Below are 24859 nucleotides of genomic sequence, written 5' to 3' on the forward strand. Positions count from 1 at the left end.
TCATCATGGTTTCATGCCCCGAGGTACGCCTCGACGACCTGTGGATCGGCGCGCAGCTCGTCGGCCGGCCCGGTCACCGTGACCCGGCCGGAGTCCAGGACGTAGCCCCGGTGCGCGACCTTCAGCGCGGCCCTCGCGTTCTGCTCGATCAGCAGCACCGACGCGCCGGCCTGGTTGATCGCGACGATGGCCTCCATGACCTGTGCCACCACCAGCGGCGCCAGCCCCATGGACGGCTCGTCCAGCATGATCAGCCGGGGTCCGGCGACCATCGCCCGGCCGATCGCGAGCATCTGCTGCTCGCCGCCGGAGAGCGTGCCGCCCTGCTGGCCGCGCCGTTCGGCCATGCGCGGGAACAGCTCGTAGACCTCGTTGATCCGCTTGTCGATCACCGCGTTGTCCCGCACGGTGTAGCCGCCGAGCTGAAGGTTCTCGTGCACCGTCAGCCGCGAGAAGATCCGCCTGCCCTCGGGCACGTGCAGGATCCCGCGCTCGACGATCGACCACGGCGTGGCCGAGGTGATGTCGTCCCCGAACGCCGTGATGGACCCGGCCCGCGACCGCACCACACCGGAGATCGTCGAGACCGTCGTCGACTTGCCTGCTCCGTTGTTGCCGAGGAGCGCGACGATCTCCCGCTCGCCGACGGTGAGATCGAGCCCTCGCAAGGCTTCCACCCTGCCGTAGCAGACTTCGACGCCCTTCAAGTCAAGCACTGTGCTCACTGCCGCGTCTCCGTCCTCGGTCCAGCCGGCTTCGCCTCGGCGGCGATGCGTTCCGCCTCCGCGTGCGCTTCCTCGTCCTCGGCGCCGAGATACGCCTCGATGACGGCCGGGTTCGTCCGGATCTCCGTCGGCGTGCCGTCGGCGATCTCCTTGCCGTAGCTGAGCACGACGATCCGCTCGGACACCTTCATGACCAGCCCCATGTCGTGCTCGATCAGTACCACCGCGATCCCGAGATCGGCGATGCGCCGCAGGAGGTCGAGCAGCCGGGCCTTCTCCCCGTGGTTCAGCCCGGCGGCCGGCTCGTCCAGCAGGAGCATCCTTGGCGCGCGGGCGAGGGCCCTGGCGATCTCGACCCGCCGCTGCTCGCCGTAGGGGAGGTTGCGGATCTGCGCGGTCCGGTCGTACTCCATCCCGACGAAGTCGAGCCACTTGTGCGCCTCGTCGGTGGCCGTGTCCTCGGAACGCCAGTAGCGCGGCGTGTGCAGCATCGCGTCGAGGAAGTTCTGCCTGATGCGCACGTGCATCCCGGCCCGCACGTTGTCGAGGACCGTCAGGTCGCCGAAGAGCCGGAGGTTCTGGAACGTCCGCGCGATGCCGCTCGCGGCGATGACGGCGGGCCGCTTCCCGGTGATGTCGGCGCCCGCGAACGTCACCGAGCCCGCCGTCGGCTTGTAGAAGCCGGTGACGCAGTTGAAGGCGCTCGTCTTGCCGGCGCCGTTCGGGCCGATGACCGAGAGGACCTCGCCCTCGTGGACCGAGAACGTCAGGCCGTCGACGGCGCGGACACCGCCGAACGACACCGCCATGTCCTTCACGTCAAGGAGGACCGCGCTCACGCCACGCCTCCCCGCCTGCGCCGCTTCGGTTCTCCCGCGCGTGCCGGCAGCAGCCCCTGGGGACGGAAGACCATGATCACGATCAGCAGCAGGCCGAAGATGAGATAGCGCCAGTTCTGGGCGCCACGCAGCAGTTCCGGCAGCAGGGAGATCGCGAGGGCGCCGATGACGACTCCCGGCGTCGAGCCCATGCCGCCGAGGACGACGGCCATGAGGATGAGCGCCGACCACAGGAAGTTGAAGCTGGGCGGGGAGATCGCCGTCTGGTGGGCGGCGAAGAGCATCCCCGCGACGCCGCCGAAGACCGCGCCCGCGATGTAGGCCGCGAACTTCACCTTGTAGGTGTGGATTCCCATCGCCTCGGCGGCGTCCTCGTCGTCTCGGACGAAGCGCCACGCCCGGCCGATCCTGCCGCGCCCTAGCCTGCTGGAGAACAGCACCGCGACACAGACGACGGCGGCGGTGACCCAGTAGACCGCGACGTCGGAACGCAGTCCGAAGTCGCCGAAGTCGGGGATGCCGTACAGACCGTTCGGCCCACCGGTGAAGTCGAGGTTGTTGGCGGTGATGCGGATGATCTCCCCGAAGCCGAGGGTGACGATCGCCAGGTAGTCGCTGCGGAGGCGAAGCGTCGGCCCGCCGATGATGAGCCCGCCGGCCACCGAGGCCGCCACGACCACCGGAAGGGTCGCGATCATCGGCCACCCGCACTTCGTCGAGAGGACGCCCGAGGCGTAGGCGCCGATCGCGAAGAACGCGGCGTACCCGAGGTCGAGGAGACCGCAGAAGCCGACCACGATGTTCAGCCCGACCGCGAGCATCACGAAGATGAGCGCGTCCGTGCCGATCTGGATGATGTAGGTGCTGGAGTTGAGGTACGGCAACGCCAACGCCAGGACGGCCACCACGAGACCGAGCCACTTGCTCGACAGGAGACCCGACAACGCGACAGGGAGCCCAGCGCGGCGCGGTTTCGGGCTGCCGACGCCCTTTCCGGCCAGCGCGACGTTCGCTGGTGCACGCTCCTCTACGGCCCTGACGTAGGCCGAGGAATCGTCGTTCATCACACACGCTCCGTGACGCGTTCGCCGAGCAGCCCGGTCGGGCGCACGGTCAGGAAGAGGATGAGGAAGCCGAACGCGAAGACGTCACGCCACTGGCTGCCGAGGAACGCGACACCGAACGACTCGAGCAGGCCGAGCACGATCGCGCCGAGGACCGCGCCACGCAGGTTCCCGATGCCGCCGATGACCGCCGCCGTGAACGCCTTGAGCCCGATGACGAAACCCATCAGGAAGTCGATCTTCCCGTAGTACGCGCCGGCCATGACACCCGCCGCGCCGGCGAGCGCGGACCCGAGGAAGAAGGTCCGGGAGATGACGCGGTCGACGTTGACGCCCATGAGCAGGCAGGCTTTCGGGTCAAGCGAGATGGCCCGCATCGCGCGGCCCGCCCTGGTCTTCCTGACGAGGGCGTCGAGGGCGACCATGAGCACGACGGCGATCGCCATCATCGCCAGCTGCGCGTAGGTGATCCGCGCCCCGGCGATGCCCAGCGCGCCGCCACTCACGCCGATCGGATACACCTGCGGGTTGGGCCCGAAGGTCACGGCAATGCCGTACTCCAGCGCGAAGCTGGCGCCAACGGCGGTGATCAGGACCGACAGTCGGGGCGCGTTCCGCAGCGGTCGGTATGCGACCCGTTCGAGGACGACGCCGAACGCTCCGGTCCCGACCATCGCGAGCGCCATGATGACGATGAGCGCGAGGAAACCGCCGCCGAGCGCGCCGGCGCCGACGCTGAGCACGGTGAAACCGGCGAACGCGCCGAGCATGTAGATGTCGCCGTGCGCGAAGTTCAACAGCTTGATGATCCCGTAGACCATCGAGTAGCCGAGGGCGACCAGGGCGTAGAAGGACCCGACGAACAGGCCGTCAAGGATGAGCTGGATGAGATGGTCCATGCGTCTTTCCCGGGGTACGAGGAGAATCCGTCACTTGTTGAGGGCGAAGGAGCTGCCCCGGATGACGAGGATGTCGAAGCCGCCCTCGCTGAGGGTGTGCTCTGGTGTGAACTTCAGCGGGCCGGAGAAGATGCTGAAACCGTTGATCTGGCCGAGCGCCTTCATGACGGCCTGGCCGTCGGTGTAACCTGCCGACTTGATCGCCTCGGCGGCGACCCGCACCGCGTCGTACGCCTGGGTCGAGTAGGAACCGGGCGCGGTGCCGAACTTGTCCTGGTACTTTTTGATCCACTCCTGGCCGCCGGGAATGGTCTGCGGCGTCTGGGTCATCGTCGCGAGCACGCCCTGGGCGTTGTCCTGGCCGGCGATCTGGATCAGCTTCTCGTCGACCGATCCGTCGGCGACCATGATCTTGCCCTGGTAGCCGGCGGCCTTGAGCTGCTTGATGAGCAGGCCGCCCTCCTGGTAGTAGCCGGTCCAGTAGACGAGGTCGGCGTGGGAGCCAAGCACGGCGTTGACCGCGCCGGAGTAGTCCGACTCGCCGGCGGTGACCGACTGGTGGGTGGCGACGGTGACGCCCAGCTGCCGCAGGTTCTGGTCGGTGCGCTTGGTGATGTCGGTCGAGTACGACGTGTTGTCGTCGAGGAGCGCGACGGCCGAGCTGCCCTGCGCCTTGACGAACTTCGACGCGGCCTCCGCCTGCTGGATGCCGGTTCCGTTGAGCAGGAAGACGTTCGGCAGCTTCTGCGCGACCAGGTCGGCGGAGTTCGCGGCCGGGATGATCATCGGGATGTTGGCCTTGTTGAAGATGCTCAGCGTCGGCAGGGTCGCCGAGGAGCAGTAGCCGCCGACCGAGATGGCGACGCCGTCGCTGACGAGCTTGGCGGCGCCTGCGGCGGCCGTCTTCGGGTCGCACGCCTCGTCGGACACGGTGAGGGAGAGCTGGCGACCGTTGATCCCGCCCTTGGCGTTGATCTCGTCGACCGCGAGCTGGGCTCCGTCCTTCATGTGCGGGCCGATCGCCGCCGAGCTGCCGGTCAGCGGCGTGAGCATGCCGAGCTTGATGTCGCCCTTGCCGGTGTCAGCGGAACCTCCCTGGGAGAGGTTGCCGCCGCAGGCGGTGAGGCCGAGGCCGAGCACCATGGCGGTCGCCGCCACAGCGACGCGACGAAAGGTCATGTGGTCACTCCATCTCGTGTGACCCGCCGACGGGCGGGCCAACCTGTAGCCGAGCTCGCTCCCGGCCGGGTCGACGCCATGCAGGTCAGTGCGAGGTGTGACATTGCACTGCACATCAAGGTATGTGCAATGTCACATGGCATGCGGGGCATGCTACGACCCGACGGGCCCGAAGACAACGAAAACTTCGAAGCGGTTTCCGGGGCCGACACTCGTGGCGACCGTGGGACAACAGGGTGTAGCTGATGGGTGTGTGTCGAGTGGACCTTCCACAGTGGCCTGCGAGAGACCGGCCCAGGTCACGACATGGTCGAATGGTGTGGTGATCAGGTGTGCCAGGGGACGCTTGGTCTGCTTGTGGCGTAAGCAAGAAACACGCCGATTTGGCAGTTCCCGATCCATTTGGCGGTGCCGGAGTACTGCACGTGGATAGGCCAGCTGCGGCCGTCTGCCTTCGAGGTCGCCATTAGCGCACCCTGAATCCTGATCAACCATCCGACACGGATTCTGAGCATTAGGGCACTGCCCAGGAAGTCGCACCAGAGCGGCATCAATCCACCGTCACTCCCAGAGCTGGCATTTCATGCAAGTTTCATTGAGCGGCGCTACGTTGCCGTCGAATCGCCCAGGCGGCAGATCGCCTGGGCGAGGGATCAGCAATGCGCTCTAACTGGCTCGGTTGTCCGGTGTTGGACGTCGAAACTGGTGAGGTGCCATGTCTTCCTGGAGACCTGCTCGCACACGACTGCGTTCTGGAACACGGCTGCGGCCGATCGCGTTCGTGCTGACGATGGTGCTGACCGCCTGGGTGATACAGGCAGTGGTCGGGCCAACGCTGGCAACAGCTCATCCGTCCGAAGTGCCACGGGATCTGCCGATCCTGTCTGTGTCATCGGCGAAGACCCCTGGCAAAGTGCCTGATCCGACGCAGCCGAAGGCTGACTTCACGCCACTGAGGGCCGGGCAGCGCGCCCTGCATGCCCTCGATGCGGCGCCACAGACGAGCTTGGTCAGCCCGGTCGACGACGCGGTCGTCGCCACCGAGTCACCGGTGTTGCAGGTCGCCGCAGCGGGCGACGGTGTCCTGTACTGCTTCAAGATCTCCACCGGCTTCGATGGGCGTTCCGGCAGCGTGGTGGATTCCGGGTGTCTTGACCAGCCACAGTGGACAGTGCCCAAGCACGTCCTGCACGACGGCGGTCGCTACACCTGGACGGCGGGCACAGCGGTGGCCGGCGCGACGACGGCCACGCCGCCGCAGTGGGTCGGGCACTTCACGGTCAACCAGCGGGTGGGCGATCCGGGACCGGCGCCGACGGACCACCTGGGTCCGGTGACGGTGAACCTGTTCAACGGCAACGCCCACGTCGAGGCCACCGGGCCGGCATTCCAGACCGTCGGCGGATCGGCCGGGGTGAACCTCGCCTACAACTCCCGGGAGGGCGCACCACATGGTGTGCGCGCGTCGTACTTCAACGACTCGCGACACGCGGGAACCCCGGACGACATCCCGGTCATGGTGCGCGGCGAGTCGCAGGTCAACTTGGACTGGGGCATCGCATGGAGCGGCAACCCGGACAACCTTCCCTGGCGGGACAACCCAATGCCGCCGGCGCTGGACCACAACTGGTTTGTCATCCGGTGGGAGGGCCAGTTCAAGGCCCCGGTGACCGGTGACTTCCGGTTCGCCGGCGGGCACACCGACGGCGCACGGGTCTGGGCGGGCGACAAACTCGTCTACGACAACCCGAACGCCGCCGATCCCAGTGACGACTTCCTGCTTCCCGGCGCCCACCAGGATCACGATGTCCCGCTCAAGGCCGGCCAACTGGTGCCGATCAAGATCGAGCTCTACCACCACTCGGACGATCGTCCACGCATGGTGCTGTGGGCCAAGAGCACCATCGGGGCTGATGATCAGCGCAGCCACAACCTCGATCCGCGGATCGTGCCGACCGAATGGCTGTACTCGGCCGACTCGCAGTCGCTGCCGGCGGGCTGGACGCTGTCGGCGCAGTCCAGTGGCTACAGCCACGCGGAGATGCTCGACGGGTCGGTGGTCCTGACCGATGGCGCGGGTGGCAAGCACACCTGGGCCAAGAAGTCCGCCGGTGGCTACAGCCCGCCGGTGGGCGAGGACGGTGTGCTCGCCTTCGACGCAGGCGGCCGGATCACGGTCACCGAGGGCGACACCGTGTCGGTGTTCAACCCCGACGGCACGTTGGGTGCGGTGGAGTCGGTGCTGGACGGTAAGAAACCCGCTGCGCTGCAATACGTCTACAGTGGATCACCGCCGCGGCTGACCGAGATCAAGGACCCGGTGTCGGGACGGTCGCAGCGGCTGTACTACAACACCGACAACAGCGACAACTGCTACGGCGGGGTGTCTCGTCCACCAGGCGCGGACCCGGCTCCGCCGCAGATGCTGTGCCGCATCCACTACTGGGACGGCACCGAGACTCGGCTGTGGTACCTGATGGGCACCCTGGCCAGGGTCGAGAATCCGGGCGCGGTCATGCAGGACTTCGACTACGTCGGCCGGGCCGCGGCCAAGCAGCGCTATGACCAGGCCGGTGACAACGAGGAGGAGAAGCAGAAGGCCCTCGACAGCATAGGGCCGCTGGCCACGCTCCGCGGCAGCCTCGCCTATGACTGGGTGGCCAGGCAGGCACCGTCCACGGAGAACGGGTGCACCAACACCGACGACATCGCCGCCGTCTGCACGGTGATCGGGTATGACCCGGTGGTCGAGCAACCCCAGGAGCCGCCGGTCCTGCGAGCGGTACAGGTCCTGGCACCATCTCCGGACGGCAGCCGAACCGGGCAGCGAGCCGAGCACTTCTACCAGTACTACCTCGAACGCAAGCAGGCGACCGTGGCCGTGGCGGGGGTGTATGACGCCACCCACTCCCGCACCACGACCTACGACGACGCCGGACGCACGCTGGTCACGACGGACTTCACGGGCGCGACCATCTCGGCGGAGTGGAACGCCAAGGACAAGGCCACCGCCGCGACTGACAGTGCCGGCCGGCGCTCTACCACGGTGTATGACCACGCCGACCGCCCGATGGACAAGTACGGGCCCGCGCCCGCGTCCTGCTTCGCCGGCCAGACCCCGACAGCGGCGTGTGCGGCGACCATGCCGCACACCCACACCAACTATGACGAGGGCCTGACCGGGTTGTCGGCCGCGTTCTACGACAACCCAACCCTGGCCGGCGTGCCGGCGCTGTTCACCACCGGGGTCGGCACGACCGACGGAACCCTGGCGCAGTCCTGGAACAGCAGTCCGCCGGTGACCAACACCGGTGGTTGGTCGGGCCGGTTCACCGGCGAGATCCAGCTCCCTTCCACCGGGGACTACGGCCTGGGGTTCACCACGGTCGACGGCGCGCGCCTGTGGGTCGACGACGTGTTGACCGTCGACAGCTGGGGCGACAAGCCTGCCACCGCGGTGGCAGGCAAGTACACCAACACCGCAGCCGGAAGTTGGCACCGGATCCGCGTCGACTACTACAACCGTGCCGGCACAACGGGAGCACTGAACTTCACCTGGACCCCGCCCGGCGGGGTCGCACCGACGACGGTGCCGGGCGCCAACCTTGCGCCCCGCTACGGATTGGCCACCAGTGCCACCACCGATGACACCTCCGGCGGCGGTACCGAGCGGGCGCCGTCCAAACACAGCGCGACCGGCTACGCCGACCCCGCTGCGGGAATCGATCCGGTGTACGGGCTCGCCGTGTCCGCCACCGCGGATCCGGGCGGGCTCAACCTCACCGGCCACACGACCTACGAGCGGCCCGGCGCGGGGTATCTGCGCAAACTCGCCACGGCCATGCCCGCCGGCGACATCGCCAACCCCGACAGGCGCACCACCACCGCCTACTACGGCGACACCGAGACCCGCGCCAACCCCTGCGACCCACACGCGCCGGCCGCCAACCAGGCCGGCATGGCCAAGTCCGTCATCGAAGCCAAGCCGGGCACCGGTTCGGCACTGACCGGCGAGACGGTGTACGACGAGGCCGGCCGTGTCGTGGCCCAACGTGCCAACGACGAGGCGTGGACGTGCACCAGCTACGACACGCGCGGCCGGGTGGTCAGGGTGAGCGTGCCCGCGTACGGGGACAAGCCGGGACGCACCGTGGTCACCGACTGGGCCGTGGGCGGCGACCCGCTCACCACGAAGGTGAGCGACGAGAACGGATCGATCACCTCCGTGATCGACTTGGTAGGCCAGGAGGTCAGCTACACCGACGCCAACGGTGTCACCTCGACCGCCAGCTATGACCAGGTCGGCCGGCTGACGAATGACACCACCACCATCAAGGGTGTCGCCAGCACCGTGTCCTACGCCTGGAACGACGCCAGTCAGTTGACCGCCGTCAAGGTGGACGGAGTCGCCGTGGCGACTCCCGCGTACACCACTGCGGCTGAGCTGGCCAGCGTCGTCTACGGCAACGGATCCCGTCTGGACTCCTTGGCGCGCAACGACTCGGGTCAACCGACGGCGCTGACGTGGCGGACCTCCGCGTCCGCCGTGGTCGACACGGTGACCCGGTCCCGCGACAACCGCGTCACCGATGATGCGGTGACCGCGGATGGGAAACCTGTCGCGAACTACTCCTACACCTACGACACCGTGGGTCGGCTGACCGCGGCGACCGTCCCGCACCACCAGCTGACCTACCGGTTCGACCCGACCGATGGCTGCGGGCAGGCCAAGGCTGCGGGGTTGAACAGCAACCGCACCGCGTCCACCGACAGCCGCGACGGCGCTCCCGCGGTCACCACCAACTACTGCTACGACGGCGCCGACCGGCTGAGCTCGACCGGCGGCGGTACGACGCTCTCCTTCGACTACGACACCCACGGTGACGCGGTGAAGGTCGGGGGCGACACCCTGGGGTACGACTCCAGCAGACGCCACATCTCCACGACCACCGCGACCGGCACGGCGATCACCTACAACCGGGACCCGGCCGACAGGCTCACCGCCCGCACGGTGACCGGTGCCGCCGACCTGTCGAAGAACGGGACCACCCGCTACTCCTACAGTTCCAAACACGACACCGCCGACCTGGTCCTGAACAAGGACGGTGGCCTGCTGCAACGGATCGTGCCGTTGCCCGGCGGGGTGTTGCTCACCAAGAACTACGACCAGACCCTGACCACCAACTGGTCCTACCCCAATATCCACGGGGACGTGCTGTTCACCGCCGATGGCACCGCCACCCGCACCGGCGACGTCCATCTCTACGATCCCTACGGGCGGGACATCGAGCCCGCCACCGGCGAGTTCACCGACATCCCTGTTGCCGGCACTGTCGCCGGCGGCATGACCTTCGGCTGGTTGGGTCAGCACGAGCGGCCGGTGGAGCACCTGGCCGGCCAGCAGGCGATCGAGATGGGCGCCCGCGTCTACCTGCCGATCCTGGGCCGGTTCCTGCAACTTGACCCGGTGCCGGGCGGATCTGCCAACGACTACGACTACGTCAACGCCGACCCGGTCAACGGACTGGACCTGGCTGGCACGTTCTCCTGGAAGTCGGTGGTCCACGTCGCGACCACCGCGGCCGAAGTGGTGTCCTATGTGCCCGGCCCGGTCGGCACGGTCGCCTCCGGGGTGGCGGTGGCCGGACAACTGGCGCAGGGCAACAAGGCAGCTGCGGCGATGGACGCGCTCGGCATGATCCCCGGCGGCAAGCTCGCCGGCACCGTCGCCAAGAACGCCGCCAAAGAGGCATCGACACTCGGCAAAGCCGCGAAGGCCGTCGAACAGGAGTCCAAGGCCGCCATCCATGCGTGCACACCAAACTCCTTCGCTCCCGACACGAAGGTGATGTTGGCGAACGGCGCCACCGTCTCCATTGACCAGGTCAAGCCCGGTGATCTGGTGCGAGCCACTGACCCGGCCACCGGAACCACCAGTGCCGAACCCGTCCTTGGCGTGATCGTTGGCCACGGTGTCAAACACCTGATCGACATCGGCGTCCAGACCTCCACCGCGGCCTCGACTGTCGTCACGGCCACGGACACGCACCCGATCTGGGCCGAGCACAGGGGCTGGGTCAATGTTGATGATCTCAGGCCCGGTGACCTGATCCGCAGTGCGCCGGATAGCGCGGCGGCCCCTGTCAGCTGGCTGCGTGACCGCGGCCAGATCGCCGGCCAGACCGTTTATAACCTCGCCGTCCGCGGTATTCACACCTACTACGTGGTGGCCGGGGAAACGGCGTTACTGGTTCACAACGATCCCTGGTCCACGGATCCGCATGACTACGAGGACTACGACTACGACAATCCGCAGGACAAGAAGATGATGCAGGGAGACAATCGAAAAAAGAACAAAGAGGTTGAGGAGGCGGCGAGAAGAGCCGGCGTGGACAGGGACACTCTCAGCGAGGCGATTCACGACGAGAAGCAGACGCGTCCGGGAAACGCGAACCTGACGATGGAGGAGATGGAGGATCTCGGTCGTGGATGCCGCTGACAGAGACGGCACCCCTGTCGAGGACCTGCTGGCCCCCTTCCTGGGCGGCGAGGTGTTCGAGCCGGGCTTCAGCTCACACGGGACATTGCGCCTGCGTCTGGTCAGCCGCGGGCAGGAGTCGGGCCTGCGCTACGGGCCGTTCTTGACGGTCCGCACCAGGGTGTGGCGGGTGGATACGCCGTCGGGTCCCTTGGTCGCGGGCATGGACAGCGTCAGGTTCATCCAACAGGCCGTGCAGTGCTTGGCGGGGGAGCACTTCTCCTCGGTGCGCGTGAAGTACGTGAGTCTAGACACCACCTTCGTCTTCGGCACCTTCTCGCTGCGTGTGTTCCCTGATTCCTTCCACAACCCGAACGAGGAGGGCCCCGACTGGACGTGGTCGCTGAAGGACGGGGAGGCCATCTATGCGGGTCCGGCCGGACGGTGGTCCTTGCGAAAGGTTGGTCGACCGGATGGTTGACGGTGGGTCCAGATTCGCCAGTTCACTCGACAGTGCACTGCTCGACTGTGCGGGCCTTTACTCTGCCACATCCCGGGGCGCCAGACTCCTCGACGAGAGCGGAAGCATGTTCTCGGTGGAGTTTGGCGAGTGGGCACTGCTGGTCGGTATGCCCGCATGGCGGATCGAGAGTGACAACGAAGTCCTGCTCGCCTCCGAAGATCCTCGGGAGCTGATATCGCGTCAGATTTCCGTTCTCAACAGCATCACTGTCTCGAGAATTTCACCAATCTCACCAGGGGGCGAGGTGAGTTTTGATTTCGGTGAGATCCGACTGCATCTGTTCCCGCTGTACTCAGGAAATTTCTACGACAGTACAGAGCGGGGGGAGGTGTCGGATGACTACGAACACTGGAACCTCCTGATGCCGTCGGGAAGGACGGTCGTCGGTGGTCCAGGGGCGCTGGTGTCAGTCAAGGAAGAGTCTCGTCTGAGGAAGGTCTTTCGGAGATGAGGAGCCTCGAAGGCGATGAGCGCACAGTGAAAGGAACGTACTGGTGTTAGCGACACGCAGAAGATCCTGGTGGAGGAGAACGGTCGCGATCGCCGCGATGGTGTGCGCGGCGGCTGCGGTCACCGCGGGCCCGGCCACCGCAGCGCCGTCCCACGTAGACACAACTCAAGCGGACCTGAGCCCGATGGCACTGGTCCAGCTGACGTTCACCAACGTCAGCAACGGCAAACTCCTGGACGTCCAGGACGGCAACTTCGACGACAACGCGCCGATCTCCGTGAACCCCGCGCCGGGGTCCGCCACGACATGGCGCGTCAACACCGGCACCGCCCTCGGCGCGGGGTTCGCCATCGTCAATACCACCACCGGCAAATGCGTTGACCTGACCACCGCCCGGTACCAACTGCGGCAACAGCCCTGCGATGGGCGCGCTTCCGAACAGTGGTACTTCCAACCGATCGACGGATCGACGCAGAAGGCGTTCAGGATCCGTCAGGTCGGCGACAACTCCTGTCTGACCGTGCAGCTACCTCCATACACCGACAACTGGGCGTACACCTACCGCTGCGACAACACGCCGTACGAGCAGTGGACACTGCCCACCGGGGTCTATCAAACGGCGTGGAACACCGCCGTGGACTACGCCGCGGCTCGGTGTGTCAAGGACACCTCTACCTGTTCGTGGTCCACGACCACCCAGACACCGCCGTTCGCCCTGCCTGAGGTCTGTGTCTCGCCGGTGTGGTTCAACGACACCTCCACCTCGATCCCGTGGGATTTCACCCTGACCACCACCACGGGCTGGACCAACAGCATCGGTTTCAAACTGGGCGGCACCCTGACCGTGGGCGGTGACGTGGGTGTCGTCAACCTCAAACTCGAGGTCACCGGCGAGGTCCACGGCGACACCACGGTGGACCTCAAGCAGGAAATGGGCAACAAGCTGACCGTGACTGTGCCGCCTCGCCAGTACGGGTGGGTCACGCTGTCCGAGCTGGCGACGAAGGTCACCGGTACCTGGATCTTCGACACCCAGGGCTTCCCGTGGACGGCTGACGACACCATCACCGTGCCCCTCAAGCACGATGAGACCGGCGGCGCGAGCATCTACAGCGCACGGACCAGGCCGACGTTCACCAACTGCGCCGGGACCTGACGCGGAGCGCTACCGGCACCGATCGAGCGCGGCCCCGCCGTGTCCCGACAGGTGCCGGCCAGCGTGCCGTGGCGGCTGAAACTGTTTGACTCGGCTCGAACCGCCTGTGCCGGGCCCGGTAGGTCAGGGCCCGGCACAGGCGGTACTCGTCGTGGCGTTGGACGAGCTGGTGCGGCGCAGCTGCGAACTACCCGGCTACACCACGCTTGGACGCGATGGCGGCCTCGATCCGCACCGAGGTCAACGCGAACAGCTAGGAATTCGTCTAGTTCGGGCCCGCTAACGTGCCTTGGGAGCTCGTACACACCAGTGAGCCGGCGAACCGTCTAATTAGGACGGTCGCCGGACTGGGCGGCGCCTACGCGGAGAGCACAGTTCGGCGCGCAGCGTCGTGACTCAGCGTTCGGTGATCGCGTTCATGCGGGGTGCCAGTCCCGCCCCGGTGGGGCTGATTCCGTTGACACTGAACGAAATCTGGCATCGGATCAACCTCCTGGCGATCATCCCGCAGGTCGTCCCACGGACTGCCGGCGAGTGGTCAACCACGGTCGTGGTGCGCAGGGATCCTCGGACGGCGGCCATCGGAGTAGGCCGCCGGCTGCCTCGCCGGAAAATGGTTGGGCAAAACGATCTTCGAGTTACTAAACTTGATCTTGTAGTGAGTCCGCCGTGCCGACCCCGCGCGCCGCAGGAGTCAGCCCTACAACGGAGAGAGGGGCCAGAAGCATGCCCAGACGAGAGACTGTGGTTCCCGAAGGCATGGAGGACGTCCCTGAGCGGTTTCGGTATTCGCCTGGGGTGAAGGCCGGGCCCTTCCTGTTCATGGCCGGTCAGCTGGGGCGGGACGAACATCTGAACGTGGTTGAAGACAAGGAGGCGCAGTTCGCTCAGGCGTTCGAGAACGTCGAGAAAGTGCTGCGTTCAGCTGGGGCTACCTTCGATGACGTGGTGGACATGGTCACGTACCACACAGACATGCGCGAACTCCAGCTTTTCATCGAAGTAAAGGACCGGTATTTCACGAATCTGGATCGGTTGCCGACCTGGACCGCGATCGGCGTGGCCGCTTTGGCCATGCCGGGACTGTTCGCCGAAATCAAATGCACTGCGCTGCTGCCTGATTGATGAGCCTGCCAGGAGAGTAATCGAATGAAGATTGTCATCGCTGGCGGCCACGGCAAGATTGCCCTTAGGTTGACTCGGCTCCTCGTCAAACGCGGCGATGCCGTCGTGGGCATCGTGCGCGACCCCCGCCACGTCGACGACATCACACGGGCCGGCGGTGAGGCCGTCGTGCTCGATCTTGAGCGCGCCACCGTCGACGAGGTGGCCGCGACTCTCGTCGGCGCCGATGCTGCCGTGTTCTCGGCCGGTTCGGGCAACAGCGCGACCGCCGAACGCCGGGACAGGATGGACCGGGCCGCCGTCGTGCTGGTCATGGACGCAGCCGAACGGGCCGGCGTGCGACGGTTTCTGCATGTCAGCTCGATCAACGTGGGCTGCGCCGACGACCGAGGCATCGGCGAAGGGTACGCCGTCTACCTGCGGGCCAAGCGCGCCGCTGAGCAGCACATCTTCGCCCGTGACGGGCTCGCCTGGACGGTGCTGCGGCCCGGCGTGCTCACCGACGGCCGAGGAGAGGGGACCGTCGAGCTCACTGTCGGGGACGTGGTTGGACCCAAGGTCGCCAGGTTCGACCAGGTCGCCAGGGAGGACGTTGCCGCTGTGCTCGGAGCGCTCCTCGACCGTCCCGACACCGCAGGCCGTATCTACGTGGTGGTCGGCGGCGAGACCCCAATCGACCAGGCGATAGCGCACTGAACCAGGGTGAACAACTGCGTGATGTCCGGCGTGCAGTCGGGCCGATGTCACCTGCGGTCGAACGTGGCGGCGATCACGGTCGCGCTTACCTTTGAGGTAATCGACGTCATGACCCTTGGTCGATGAAGCTTGGTGCACAACAGGAGATCAGCACCGAGCAGGGAGCGAAACCCATGAGCAGCACCGAAAACCTCGTCGCCCGTTACCTCGACGCGTGGAACACCACCGACCCGGCTGAGCGCGCCGCGGTGTTGGCCGAGGTGTTCACCGAGGACGCCCGCTACACCGACCCGCTGGTGGATGCCGAGGGCCGCGACGTGATCGACCAGGTCATCGCCGGGGCTCAGGCCCAGTTCGGCGGCCTGCTGTTCAGCTCGGGTGGCCCGGTCGATGCGCACCACAACACGGCGCGTTTCTCGTGGCACCTGGGCGTTCCCGGCGACGAGCCCCTGGTGATCGGGTTCGACGTCGCTGTGATCGAGAACGACCGCTTCACCAAGGTCTACGGGTTCCTCGACAAGGTCCCGGCCGCCTAAGCCGTGACCGCGCTCGCCGACGAGATGCGGGGTGCCGGGTCCGAGGGAAATGGACCCGGCACCCCGACCGCTCACGCGTGGTGGACCAACCGTCGGAGTTCAGGCGCGGTTGTGGGTCTGCTGCTCCGCAGCGGGTGGTGAGCTCGACCGCGTCGCGTGGGTGGCGTGGCGGATCTGCGTGGCCTGGTCGGTGATCGACTGGACCTGCGCGGCCAGGCCCGCGTGGGTCGCCTTCAAGTGCGTGTGGGTGTCGGCCAGCGGGGACAGCAGGCTGGCGGGGTCGTCCTCGGCGAGGGCCTGACCGACCAGGTCGGCATGGCGCTGGGCGCGGTTGGGCAGATCCCGCAGGGCGCTGATCTGTCCGGCGAGCTGACGCAGGACCGCGGCGTTGTCGTGGGCCCAGGCGGCGACCGCCCGGTCGCCCGCCCGCTTGTCGCGTTGGGCGCGGACCCGTTGCTCGCCGGTCCGTTCGCCGGTGGCCGAGGGCCGCAGGCGCAGGTAGCGGCGTTCGGCGGCCTGGCGGCTGGTGACCCCGAGCGCGGGCGCCAGGACGGCCCAGCTCACCTTCTGCGCGCGGGCGGCGGTGACCAGTTCGGGTTCCCAGTCGGCCAGTTCCGCACGGAGTTGACGCAGCACGGTGAGCGCGGCGACCAGGTCAGCGGGCGCCGCCGCTCCCGCGCGGGTGTCGGTGAGCAGCCCCTGGACCAGGGCGAGCGCCTCGACGGCTGTGTACCCGCCGGTGCTGTCGTTCAGTGTGTCGTCCTTTCGGTGACATGTGGATTGTCGTCGTTTCGACGACATGCTATACCGGAGGTGCGCGTTGGCACCAGAACATGACAGGGAGGAAGCCATGTTGATGCGCACCGACCCGTTCCGGCAGTTGGACCGGTTGACCCAGCAGGTCTTCAACAACGCCGCTGGAACCTGGTCGCGTCCCACGGCGATGCCGATGGACGCCTACCGTGCCGGGGACGAGTTCGTCGTCGCCTTCGATCTGCCTGGCGTCGATCCCGACGCGATCGAGTTGGACATCGAGCGCAACGTGCTCACCGTCAAGGCTGAGCGCCGGCCCGCCGTGCCCACCGAGTCGGTGGAGATGCAGGTGTCCGAGCGGCCACTGGGCGTGTTCTCCCGGCAGCTGTTCCTCGGCGACACCCTGGCCACCGACCGGATCACGGCCGACTACGACGCGGGCGTGCTGACGTTGCGGATCCCGATCGCCGAGCAGGCCAAGCCCCGCAAGATCGAGATCGGCAGTGGGCAGGACACCCGCAAGGAGATCAAGGCCTGACCCGGTGACGTGATCGCCATGACAGCGGCCATGACATCTGCCCGGCGAACCGACCGCCAGGAGGAGTTCCTCGCCCTGCTGTGCGCGGACGAGGACCTCATGCGCGCCGAGTTCGAGGCGATCATCCAGGCGAACTGGGGCCGACCGACACCGCCGCACCCTCCATCGCCCACCCCACCGGGACGGGCAGGCCGGTCGAGGTCGGCCGTCCCGCCCGCGGCACCGGCAGATTCAGCCTGTCGCAAGTGCGGGTTGGCGTGGTGTCGGGAACGGTCCCCGCCCCGAGCCGCTACCCGGATCGTCTGTCAGGCGGGGTTCGAATCCAGGAAGGACGGTGATGCCCGATAGTCAACGACCACGCGGGACGTGCTGTCAGACCGTTCGCCACCGCGAACACGACATCGCGCGGGCTGCTACCTCCTCGCGCCCGACATCGCCGCTGTGGCACCACTATCGCGGCGCGACCCGGCGGATCGCGCTGACAGCTGTCGTCCGATGCGGGGTGGTCCCGGCAACCGGTCGGGACCACCCCGCAATCCGACCGGAGAACCCGACATGACCCACGACCTGCCCGACTACTACGCCGTCCTCGGCGTGGCTGCCACCGCAACGCCGGCCCAGATCGCCCACGCCTACCGCGGTCGGGTCCGCAGTCAGCACCCCGACGTCCACCCCGGCACCGGGCCGAAAGGACTGTCCGAGGTGGTTGCCGCCTACGGGGTGCTACGGGACCCGGCCCGCCGCGCCGACTACGACCGGCAACGCGACGCCACTCCGAACACCAGCAGCCCGCCCTCACCGCGCGGTGCGCGGCTGCTACTGCGCGTGAGTCCCGTCCGCTACCACGGCCCGCCCCACTGAGGACACCAGTGACAACGACTCTGGCAGCTCCACCGCCGCACGGCCCGGCCAGCTCGCCTGCCCGCAGTAGTTCGGCGGAGCATGTCGGCGGTCCAGGTGACCTGGAATGTGCCGTGATCCGCACGCCTGCCGCCGGACACGTGGACGGCCCGGCCGAGGAGGACGTCCTGCATGAGTTGGCCGAGCACGGCCTGCGCCGCTACACCGCCCAGGTTGCCGCGGTGGTGGGCGTCGGATCGGAAGCGGCTTGGTGCGAGTGGGCGGACGTGGCCAGCGCCTACATCGCGCTGGAGGACCGACTGCCCGACTATCCGGACCGGGACACGGCCCTGACCTGGGATGCCGAGCGGGGCTGGACAGTCATCGTGGAAACCGGGTGCGGGGAGGACCTGCTGATCACCGCCTCCCTGGACGGGGATGTGCTGCCACCGCCGGACACCGTAGCCGCGTGGGTCCGCGCCGCCGTAACCGATCGGCACAGCGGCGCACGTGGGTGTTGCGGCACTCCCGCGCATGCCCATGCTGCCGTGCGTGCCGAGGTCGCCAATCGGCTGGCCGACTGGGCCGGGAACGGGCCGACTCTCGATGATCGAACCGACTCGTGCCCGTAGCGGGTCTGCCGTGCGGTCATCCGGCACGCATCGCTTGCCTGTCGGAATGACGCGATAGCCGTCCATCTGTTTCGACCCGAAGTAAACACTCTGCGTGACGTGGAACACGACGCGGAGGGGATGCCGGCGTCGAACTGGGCGCAACAGATCGCAAGGTGAATGCGTCCTAGGGGTGTGACACCAAAACAGAGCAGCTGGCCGATCCGAGGTGTGCATGACCTTTGAGGACTTCGTGGCCGAGCGGTTGGACCCGTTGCTCCGCTACGCCACTGTGCTGTGCTACGACCCACATCTCGCCAAGGACATCGTGCAGGAAGTGCTTCTGCGGGCCCAGCAGCAGTGGCCACGGATCAGCACCGAGGTCAACTCTCCTGCGGCGTATGTCAAACGTATGGTCACCAACGAGTTCCTGTCCTGGGGACGTCGGAAGTGGACACGCGAGGTGAGCGCTCCACTTCAGACTCTGGACGAACTCGGTTCGCCGACCGCGGACTCGACACACCGCTACGACGAACGCGAAGCCATGATGGCCAAGCTTGCGACACTGCCGCGCCGACAGCGTGCGGCGCTGGTGCTGCGCTACTACGAGGGCTGCGATGACGCCGAGATCGCCACGGCGCTCGACTGCTCTCAGGGAACGGTACGCAGTCTCGTCTCGCGAGGGCTGGCCTCACTGCGGATCAGGTCACACAGCCCTTCCGCCAGCAGGACCCTGTCCACCGTGAAGGAGACGAGCTGACATGCCCAACGAGACCACTCTGCGAGACGCGCTTGCTCAGCATGCTGAGCACCGAGAGGGAGGACAGGAAATTATGGAAGCCTTGCAGCAGAACGAATCGAAGTCGGGTCGGGACCGGGGTCGCGGTCGGCCGGTGTGGATCGCGGCCGGCGCGGTGGCCCTGGCCGGTGCGGCCATCGCAGGCTTCGCGGCCTGGGGCGGCAACAGCCCGGCTGCTTACGCGGTGACCAAGAACTCTGACGGCACGGTCACCGTGTCCATCAAGGACATCAAGGCGATTGACCAGGCGAACGCGAAGTTGCGGGAGTTCGGTGTGCGCGCCAAGGCCGTCCCGATGACCGCGAACTGCGCGAACCCCGGAAGCGCCGACCTGTACCACGGTTCCGACTGGGACATCCCGAAGCCGGGGACCGACTCGGTCACGCTGGGCACGAGAATTCCCAGTGGTTACACCATTCTGCTGGCCGTCTCGGACCTTCCTGGCCGCGGCACCGGTCTCGGCTTCACCGCGCCGATGAAGGATCCCGCGCCGGCCTGCGTGCTGGACGCGGCGAGCGACCCGGGCCAGCGCTCCACCAAGTGATCTGTTCGACACGGACCCGGGTGACCGCGAGACGGTTGCCCGGGCCCGACGCAGCCCAGCTCGCCAGGTTCGGCGTCGACCTCCCGGACGAGCGGTCGAGTTGGCTGCCCGGGCAGGGCCTCACCCCTGGACTGCCTCCAGGGAGAAGAACAGAAAGCTCAGAAAGGCTTGCCTGCCATCGAGTTCCTCGGGGAAGAGTTCGTGGGCTTCCGGTGCCGGGGGCGGCTCGCTGATGACGGCCGTGCGGAAGCCGGCCGCGGTGAAGGCGTCGGTCATCGCGTGCAGCGGCCGGTGCCAGTAGGTGAGCACGGCCTTCTGGCCGTTGAAGGTGTACTCCTCGGACCACTTGCTGGTTGCGAAGTAGCTGGCTTCGGGATGCACGATCTTGAAGATGATGGGGTGATTGACGGCCACGATCAGCCGGCCGCCGGGCTTCAACACCCGGCGCAGCTCGGCCAGTGGCGCGGTCCAGTCCTCCAGGTAGTGCAGCACCAGGGCCGCGACGACATCGTCGAACGCGCCGTCGGGGTACGGCAGCGGGCCGGTCACGTCGGCGACCTGGAGAGCCGCGTCGCCGCCGAGCCGTTGCCGGGCCAGCTCCACCATCTTGGTGCTGCGGTCGAAGCCGGTCACGACGGCGCCCCGGTCGCGCAGCGCCGCGGACACGACGCCGGAGCCGCAGCCGGCGTCGAGGATTCGCCGACCGGTCACCTCTCCTGCCAGGTTCACGATCGCGGGCCGTGCGTAGTAGGCGTTGAGGAGGTTGGTCTCGGTCTCGGCCGTGTACGCCTCGGCGAAGCTGTCGTAGTCGTTTTCCGCGACCACGCCGGCGGCTCCGGCAGAACTCTCGGGATGGGTAGGCATGTTTCCCATAGTGTCGACGGATCAACCGGCACGCCAGGAGATCAACTGGGCCACCGGCCGCCCGCTCGGGTCCGCCGCCAGCGTGCGCGAGCGCCGGACACCTGGCCGGCGAGGAATCCCGGCCACAACAGAATCCGTCGCCGATTGCGGCGAACGGGTGAGCTGGTGGCTGTCGCCCGAAGGGTTGGAACCTCGCACTCGAACGGGTTGGATCTTGCGCGTTGGCTCTCGTGAATGTGGTGCGGTGACGGGAAAAAGCGCAGTTGGCGGCACGGGTGCTGGTCGCCCCGCCCGGCTGGCAGTTGGTCCGCATGGGGCGTATTTTCGGTTTCCTACCCTGTCCGGGCTCCCTCCTCGTCTGTTCCACGAACTGGAGACCGAGATGAACTGCCTCGACTGCACCGGTGCCGGTCGCCCCGCGCCCGCGGTGGGCGTCTGTGTGACCTGTGGTGCCGGCGTGTGTGCCTCGTGCGCGCACGTTGGAAGCAAGATCGTTCGGCACGCCGCCGGGTTCACCTCGGCCGCCGTGGGTGAGACCGAGATCCGGACCATCTCGTGCACACCGTGCTACGAGGCCCTCCGCGTCCATCACCCGCACCTCTGCGGCGGGCAGGGACTGGTCCCCGCGCAACAGGCGACCGGCTGAGGCGCGTCGTTGTGCGCTGAAGCCTTGCCGCGCAACGACTTCGAGTTCGTTCACCACAACGTGCACACGAGTGGCCCGCCCGGTGCTCGCGCCTTACCGTGGCCTCGTTCGCGTGTCCGGACCACGGCCGTCAAGGAGTTGGCATGGCTACGAAGTTCCTCGGTCGGCTCGGCCTGCTGGTCGCGGGGGCCGTCGTCGGCCTCACCGCCAGCTCCGTGCTGCCCGCCGCAACGGCGTCGAACTCGCGGGAGGACGTGGTCAAGCTGATCGCCAAGCGGTCGGGGTTCTCGCTGACCAGCTTTCCGGTCAACCCGCTCGCGACCTTCACGGCGAACGGCGACCTGCTGGACGCCGCTACCTCGCAGCGGGTCGGCAACGGATCCACGGTGTGCACGATGACGTCCGTCAGCCCGCTGTCCGTGCCGCCGACCGGCATCGCGCAGTGCAGCTCGATCTACACCCTGGACAACAAGGGGTCCATTTTCCTGTCCAGCTCGCGTACCTACCAGCTGGGCGTGACCGGCCTGCACTTCACGCAGTCCACCATGGCCATCACGGGCGGCACGGACGCGTACCGGAGGGTGCGGGGCGACAGCTCGATGGTTTTCCAGGGCGGCGCGAGGTCCGGCAGCGACGCCACCAGCTACCTCGTCGAACTGAGGCTCTCCACGGATTGACCGCCAGGAGCGAGGTCAGGGTGACGGCCAGCTGGCAGGCCGCACGACGTCAGCTGTTGGCACGGCGGGAACATCGGCGTTGGTGACGACGACCAGCTCCGTCCGGCCGGCGCGCTCCCGCCACTGGCCGCCGGCAAGGGGGAGCGTCGCCACCGTGGGGATCGGGCCCGCCGGGAAGTCGATCGGTCCGACGATGGTGTCCAACCGCGTGCGTCGCAACGCCTGCACGACCTGGTCGGGGTCGGTCGGGTCGTGCGCCACGGTCAGCACGTGCACGGCGACCTCGACCAGCGCGTGCGCCAGACCAAGCGGCTGCGACCACGGCAGGCCCGTGCCGCGTTGGTAGTCCGCCGCGAGTTCCTCGCCGGTGTGGTCGCTCAATGACGCTCGGTAGGGATGTCGCGGCGTCCACGCGACGACCGTGCCGATGTCGGCGACGCCGGCCGCCTTCGCGCCGAACGGGTAGGCCAGCCAGCGGGAGCAGGTGATCAGGCGCGGCCGGAAGCCTCGACTCGACGCGGCCTCGGCGAACGCGGCCAGATCCGCCGCGGTGGCGGCGCTGGTGACCACGTCGACTCCGGCCGACCGGAACGCCTCGACATGCGGCCCGAAGTCCACGCTGCCCTCCCGGTAGCCGCCGGGATCCAGCACGCGGTGTCCCCGCGAGGCGACGAGCGGGAGGAAGCCGTGGGACGGGTCGCGCAGCGCGGTGCCCTGGGGGCCGTCGTTCCAGACGACGCCGACCAGCGCGGTGCCGACCGCGGCCTCCCAGAGCTGCGCGAACGCGCTGGCGATTCCGTCGAGGCCCCAGCACATGTGGTGGGCGAAGTGCGCGGGCTGCCGGCGCGCCCGGTGAAAGACCTGCCACGGCAGCGTTGTCGACAGGCACGGCACCGCCAGCTCCTCACACGCCCGCGCGACGGCCGGCAGCACCTGGGTGCCGCCGAGCGTGAGCACCATGCTCACCCGCTCGTCGCGCACCAGGCGCCGGACCGCGTGCCGCGCGCCTTCCGGCGTGGACCGGCTGTCCGCGACGATGAAGCTGACGCCCCTCCGCCGCGCCTGCCCGCGCACGATGTCCAGGACAAAGGTCAGGGGCTCGCCCAGCTGTCGAAGCCGGCCGGTGCACGGCAGCACGACGCCGACCAACACGTTGCCCATGTGGCGGTACCTTGCCGCACCCCCGGTCGGCGACCGCCGAGGAACGCCGCCCGTACCCACGAAGGGGTGACCGCCGGGTCCGTGGCGCCGCGCAGGGACCGAGGCGGCTGCGCGGCGAGCTGATCGACGGCAGGAACCCGGTCGGCCGCGCTGAATTCTCTTCGCGTGGTGCGGGCGACCGATGGTTATTGTCGCCGCCCGCGAGTCAGGGGCCTGGAAAAGGGTGACCAAGGTACTCGATGGAGTGGTTTGTTGCGTCGCTGTCTGTGCCGGTTGTGCGCCCCTGACCTGCTGGTTTTGTGCTGCGTCGCAGCGTGGAAATAGCGTGGAGTTGATCATTCCTTATCGTGTCGAATGGCGTGCTGATCGGGTCTAAGTAATATCCCGGGTTTGTGACATCAGGGATGACGAGCAGGCGGTCGAAGCCCACCGACGGCAGTCGCCGCCGAACGGCGGGAACCTGTGTGGCGGCGGCGTTGTTGGTCGCGGGCGCCGTCGCCTCGGGCCAGCCGAGCCAGGTGCGGGGCAACGCGGCCCCGAGCCACCCGCTGGGGGTCGACCAACTGCTGACGCCACCGCCGTATCACGCCGTCCGGCCGGCGGAGCCGCTGCCGGCCGGGCCGCAGGGCACCGGTCCTGGACTGGGTTCCGCGCCGACGGCGCAACCGATCGCGGTGTCGACGCACACCCCGACCGGACCCGCGAGCGTCGCGGCGACGGACCTCCCCGCCACGGCGCTGGACGCCTACACCAATGCCGCCGCGGTCATGGCGAAGCACAATCCCGCCTGCGGGCTGTCGTGGTCGATCCTGGCCGGCATCGGCCAGGTCGAGTCCAACCACGGTCGGTTCGGCGGCGCGGCGCTCGGCGCGGACGGGTATCCGAGCAAACCCATCAGGGGCATCGCGCTGGACGGTCGGCCCGGCGTCGCGTTGATCCCGGCCATCGACGGCGGCAGGTGGACCGGCGACCCGGTGTTCGATCGGGCCGTCGGCCCGATGCAGTTCCTCACGTCGACCTGGCGGTCCGTCGCCGCCGACGGCAACGGCGACGGGCGCGCCGATCCGAACAACATCTACGACGCGGCGCTCGGCGCGGCGAACTACCTGTGTGCCGGCGGCGGCGACCTGCGCACCGATCCGGGGGCCCGCGCGGCGGTGTTCCGCTACAACCACGCCGAGTCCTACGTGACCATGGTGCTCACGCTCGCGCGCGACTACGAGCACGGCGTTGCCCCGACCGTGCCGGAGAACCCGGTCGGCGACGTGTCCGCGCCCGCCGACGTCGCCGACCTGCCGCCGGCCTCGGTCACCGACGTCGACCAGCAGCCGCCCGCCGCCGCCCCCGCGCAACCCGCGGCGTCGCAGGCGCAGCCCGCCGCCGAGCACGACACGCGGCCGGTCCCCGCCGACCGACCTGCCCTCGCCGCACCGGTGGTCGGGGCCGCTGAGGCGTCCGCGGCCGCCGCGCCGTCCGCACCGGCGGCGGGCGGGCTGACGGCCGAGGGCATCGACGATGTCGTCCACGACGCGATCTGCGCCATGGCCGCCACCATGCCCGGACCCGTTGACCAGGCGGTCGATGCGGCCACGGCCGCGGTGCTGCGTCAGCACGGTGTGCGCCGCGCCAAGCCCGTGACCGGCGTGACCTGCCACCCCGCCGGGCACTCCGCACCCCCGCAGGGGCACGCCTCCGCTGCGCCGCCACGCCAACAGCCGGAAGCCTCACCGACGACCACGAGGTGAGGGCGCGCCC

Annotated in this window: 23 protein-coding genes; 15 read left to right on the top strand and 8 right to left on the bottom strand. The window is 68.0% G+C overall.

Annotation, left to right across the window (positions count from 1 at the left end):
* Nucleotides 1-11 precede the first annotated feature (11 nt).
* The 5 genes from F0L68_RS35995 to F0L68_RS36015 are packed head-to-tail and all read right to left on the bottom strand — an operon-like array spanning nt 12 to nt 4706.
* Nucleotides 12-725: an ABC transporter ATP-binding protein gene (locus tag F0L68_RS35995; RefSeq protein WP_149854369.1), complete on the bottom strand. Its 714-nt coding sequence runs from the start codon at nt 723-725 to the stop codon at nt 12-14.
* Nucleotides 722-1564, bottom strand: coding sequence for an ABC transporter ATP-binding protein (locus F0L68_RS36000; RefSeq protein WP_223199438.1), 843 nt, complete (start codon nt 1562-1564; stop codon nt 722-724). Before F0L68_RS36000 ends, F0L68_RS35995 begins: the two co-directional genes overlap by 4 nt.
* The gene (locus F0L68_RS36005) at nt 1561-2628 is read right to left on the bottom strand and encodes a branched-chain amino acid ABC transporter permease (protein WP_149854370.1); all 1068 of its coding nucleotides are present in this window, start codon (nt 2626-2628) and stop codon (nt 1561-1563) included. The genes F0L68_RS36000 and F0L68_RS36005 overlap by 4 nt, the downstream gene beginning before the upstream one ends.
* On the bottom strand, nt 2628-3527 hold the full coding sequence (locus F0L68_RS36010) for a branched-chain amino acid ABC transporter permease (protein ID WP_149854371.1): 900 nt from the start codon (nt 3525-3527) through the stop codon (nt 2628-2630). The genes F0L68_RS36005 and F0L68_RS36010 overlap by 1 nt, the downstream gene beginning before the upstream one ends.
* Before the next feature lie 30 nt (nt 3528-3557).
* A complete protein-coding gene (locus F0L68_RS36015) occupies nt 3558-4706 on the bottom strand; it encodes a branched-chain amino acid ABC transporter substrate-binding protein (RefSeq protein ID WP_149854372.1) in 1149 nt (382 codons plus the stop codon).
* Between the two features lie 913 nt (nt 4707-5619).
* Here F0L68_RS36015 and F0L68_RS36025 point away from each other — a divergent pair.
* From F0L68_RS36025 to F0L68_RS36055, 7 genes are all read left to right on the top strand, one after another.
* Nucleotides 5620-11205 (top strand): PA14 domain-containing protein, encoded by a 5586-nt coding sequence (locus F0L68_RS36025; RefSeq protein ID WP_188317016.1) that lies wholly within the window; start codon nt 5620-5622, stop codon nt 11203-11205.
* Nucleotides 11192-11665, top strand: a complete 474-nt coding sequence (locus F0L68_RS36030; protein WP_149854375.1) for a hypothetical protein — start codon at nt 11192-11194, stop codon at nt 11663-11665. The genes F0L68_RS36025 and F0L68_RS36030 overlap by 14 nt, the downstream gene beginning before the upstream one ends.
* Before the next feature lie 115 nt (nt 11666-11780).
* Entirely contained in the window at nt 11781-12158 is a 378-nt protein-coding gene (locus F0L68_RS36035; RefSeq protein WP_149854376.1) for a hypothetical protein, read from the top strand.
* A gap of 184 nt (nt 12159-12342) precedes the next feature.
* On the top strand, nt 12343-13314 hold the full coding sequence (locus F0L68_RS36040; protein WP_188317017.1) for an RICIN domain-containing protein: 972 nt from the start codon (nt 12343-12345) through the stop codon (nt 13312-13314).
* Nucleotides 13315-14040: 726 nt separating this feature from the next.
* Nucleotides 14041-14439 carry a RidA family protein gene (locus tag F0L68_RS36045; RefSeq protein ID WP_149854378.1) on the top strand — a complete coding sequence of 133 codons (399 nt, stop codon included), beginning with the start codon at nt 14041-14043 and terminating at the stop codon, nt 14437-14439.
* A gap of 24 nt (nt 14440-14463) precedes the next feature.
* Nucleotides 14464-15135, top strand: coding sequence for an SDR family oxidoreductase (locus F0L68_RS36050; protein WP_149854379.1), 672 nt, complete (start codon nt 14464-14466; stop codon nt 15133-15135).
* 173 nt (nt 15136-15308) lie between these two features.
* Entirely contained in the window at nt 15309-15671 is a 363-nt protein-coding gene (locus tag F0L68_RS36055) for a nuclear transport factor 2 family protein (RefSeq protein WP_149854380.1), read from the top strand.
* A 99-nt stretch (nt 15672-15770) separates the two neighbouring features.
* Here F0L68_RS36055 and F0L68_RS36060 read toward each other — a convergent pair whose 3' ends face one another.
* Nucleotides 15771-16472, bottom strand: a complete 702-nt coding sequence (locus tag F0L68_RS36060; RefSeq protein WP_223199439.1) for an HSP18 transcriptional regulator — start codon at nt 16470-16472, stop codon at nt 15771-15773.
* A 49-nt stretch (nt 16473-16521) separates the two neighbouring features.
* Between F0L68_RS36060 and F0L68_RS36065 the strand changes: the two genes are divergently transcribed.
* From F0L68_RS36065 to F0L68_RS36085, 5 genes are all read left to right on the top strand, one after another.
* Nucleotides 16522-16962 carry an Hsp20/alpha crystallin family protein gene (locus F0L68_RS36065; RefSeq protein ID WP_149854381.1) on the top strand — a complete coding sequence of 147 codons (441 nt, stop codon included), beginning with the start codon at nt 16522-16524 and terminating at the stop codon, nt 16960-16962.
* Between the two features lie 555 nt (nt 16963-17517).
* Nucleotides 17518-17823 (top strand): J domain-containing protein, encoded by a 306-nt coding sequence (locus F0L68_RS36070; RefSeq protein ID WP_188317018.1) that lies wholly within the window; start codon nt 17518-17520, stop codon nt 17821-17823.
* A 113-nt stretch (nt 17824-17936) separates the two neighbouring features.
* On the top strand, nt 17937-18434 hold the full coding sequence (locus tag F0L68_RS36075) for a DUF6292 family protein (protein ID WP_149854383.1): 498 nt from the start codon (nt 17937-17939) through the stop codon (nt 18432-18434).
* A gap of 214 nt (nt 18435-18648) precedes the next feature.
* The gene (locus F0L68_RS36080) at nt 18649-19173 is read left to right on the top strand and encodes a SigE family RNA polymerase sigma factor (RefSeq protein ID WP_149854384.1); all 525 of its coding nucleotides are present in this window, start codon (nt 18649-18651) and stop codon (nt 19171-19173) included.
* A gap of 1 nt (nt 19174) precedes the next feature.
* Nucleotides 19175-19756 carry a hypothetical protein gene (locus F0L68_RS36085; protein WP_149854385.1) on the top strand — a complete coding sequence of 194 codons (582 nt, stop codon included), beginning with the start codon at nt 19175-19177 and terminating at the stop codon, nt 19754-19756.
* A gap of 120 nt (nt 19757-19876) precedes the next feature.
* Here F0L68_RS36085 and F0L68_RS36090 read toward each other — a convergent pair whose 3' ends face one another.
* Nucleotides 19877-20620: a class I SAM-dependent methyltransferase gene (locus F0L68_RS36090; protein ID WP_149854386.1), complete on the bottom strand. Its 744-nt coding sequence runs from the start codon at nt 20618-20620 to the stop codon at nt 19877-19879.
* A 382-nt stretch (nt 20621-21002) separates the two neighbouring features.
* Here F0L68_RS36090 and F0L68_RS44965 point away from each other — a divergent pair, with 382 nt between their 5' ends.
* Together F0L68_RS44965 and F0L68_RS36100 are read left to right on the top strand one after the other, a co-directional pair.
* A complete protein-coding gene (locus tag F0L68_RS44965) occupies nt 21003-21266 on the top strand; it encodes a DUF2180 family protein (protein WP_188317019.1) in 264 nt (87 codons plus the stop codon).
* A 143-nt stretch (nt 21267-21409) separates the two neighbouring features.
* Nucleotides 21410-21943, top strand: a complete 534-nt coding sequence (locus F0L68_RS36100) for a hypothetical protein (RefSeq protein WP_149854388.1) — start codon at nt 21410-21412, stop codon at nt 21941-21943.
* 15 nt (nt 21944-21958) lie between these two features.
* Here F0L68_RS36100 and F0L68_RS36105 read toward each other — a convergent pair whose 3' ends face one another.
* Complete coding sequence (locus tag F0L68_RS36105) at nt 21959-23104, bottom strand: ABC transporter substrate-binding protein (RefSeq protein WP_149854389.1); 1146 nt, start codon at nt 23102-23104, stop codon at nt 21959-21961.
* A 464-nt stretch (nt 23105-23568) separates the two neighbouring features.
* Here F0L68_RS36105 and F0L68_RS36110 point away from each other — a divergent pair, with 464 nt between their 5' ends.
* A complete protein-coding gene (locus tag F0L68_RS36110; RefSeq protein ID WP_223199440.1) occupies nt 23569-24849 on the top strand; it encodes a lytic transglycosylase domain-containing protein in 1281 nt (426 codons plus the stop codon).
* Nucleotides 24850-24859: the final 10 nt, after the last annotated feature.

It is taken from the genome of Solihabitans fulvus (assembly GCF_008386585.1).
Lineage (GTDB): Bacteria > Actinomycetota > Actinomycetes > Mycobacteriales > Pseudonocardiaceae > Solihabitans > Solihabitans fulvus.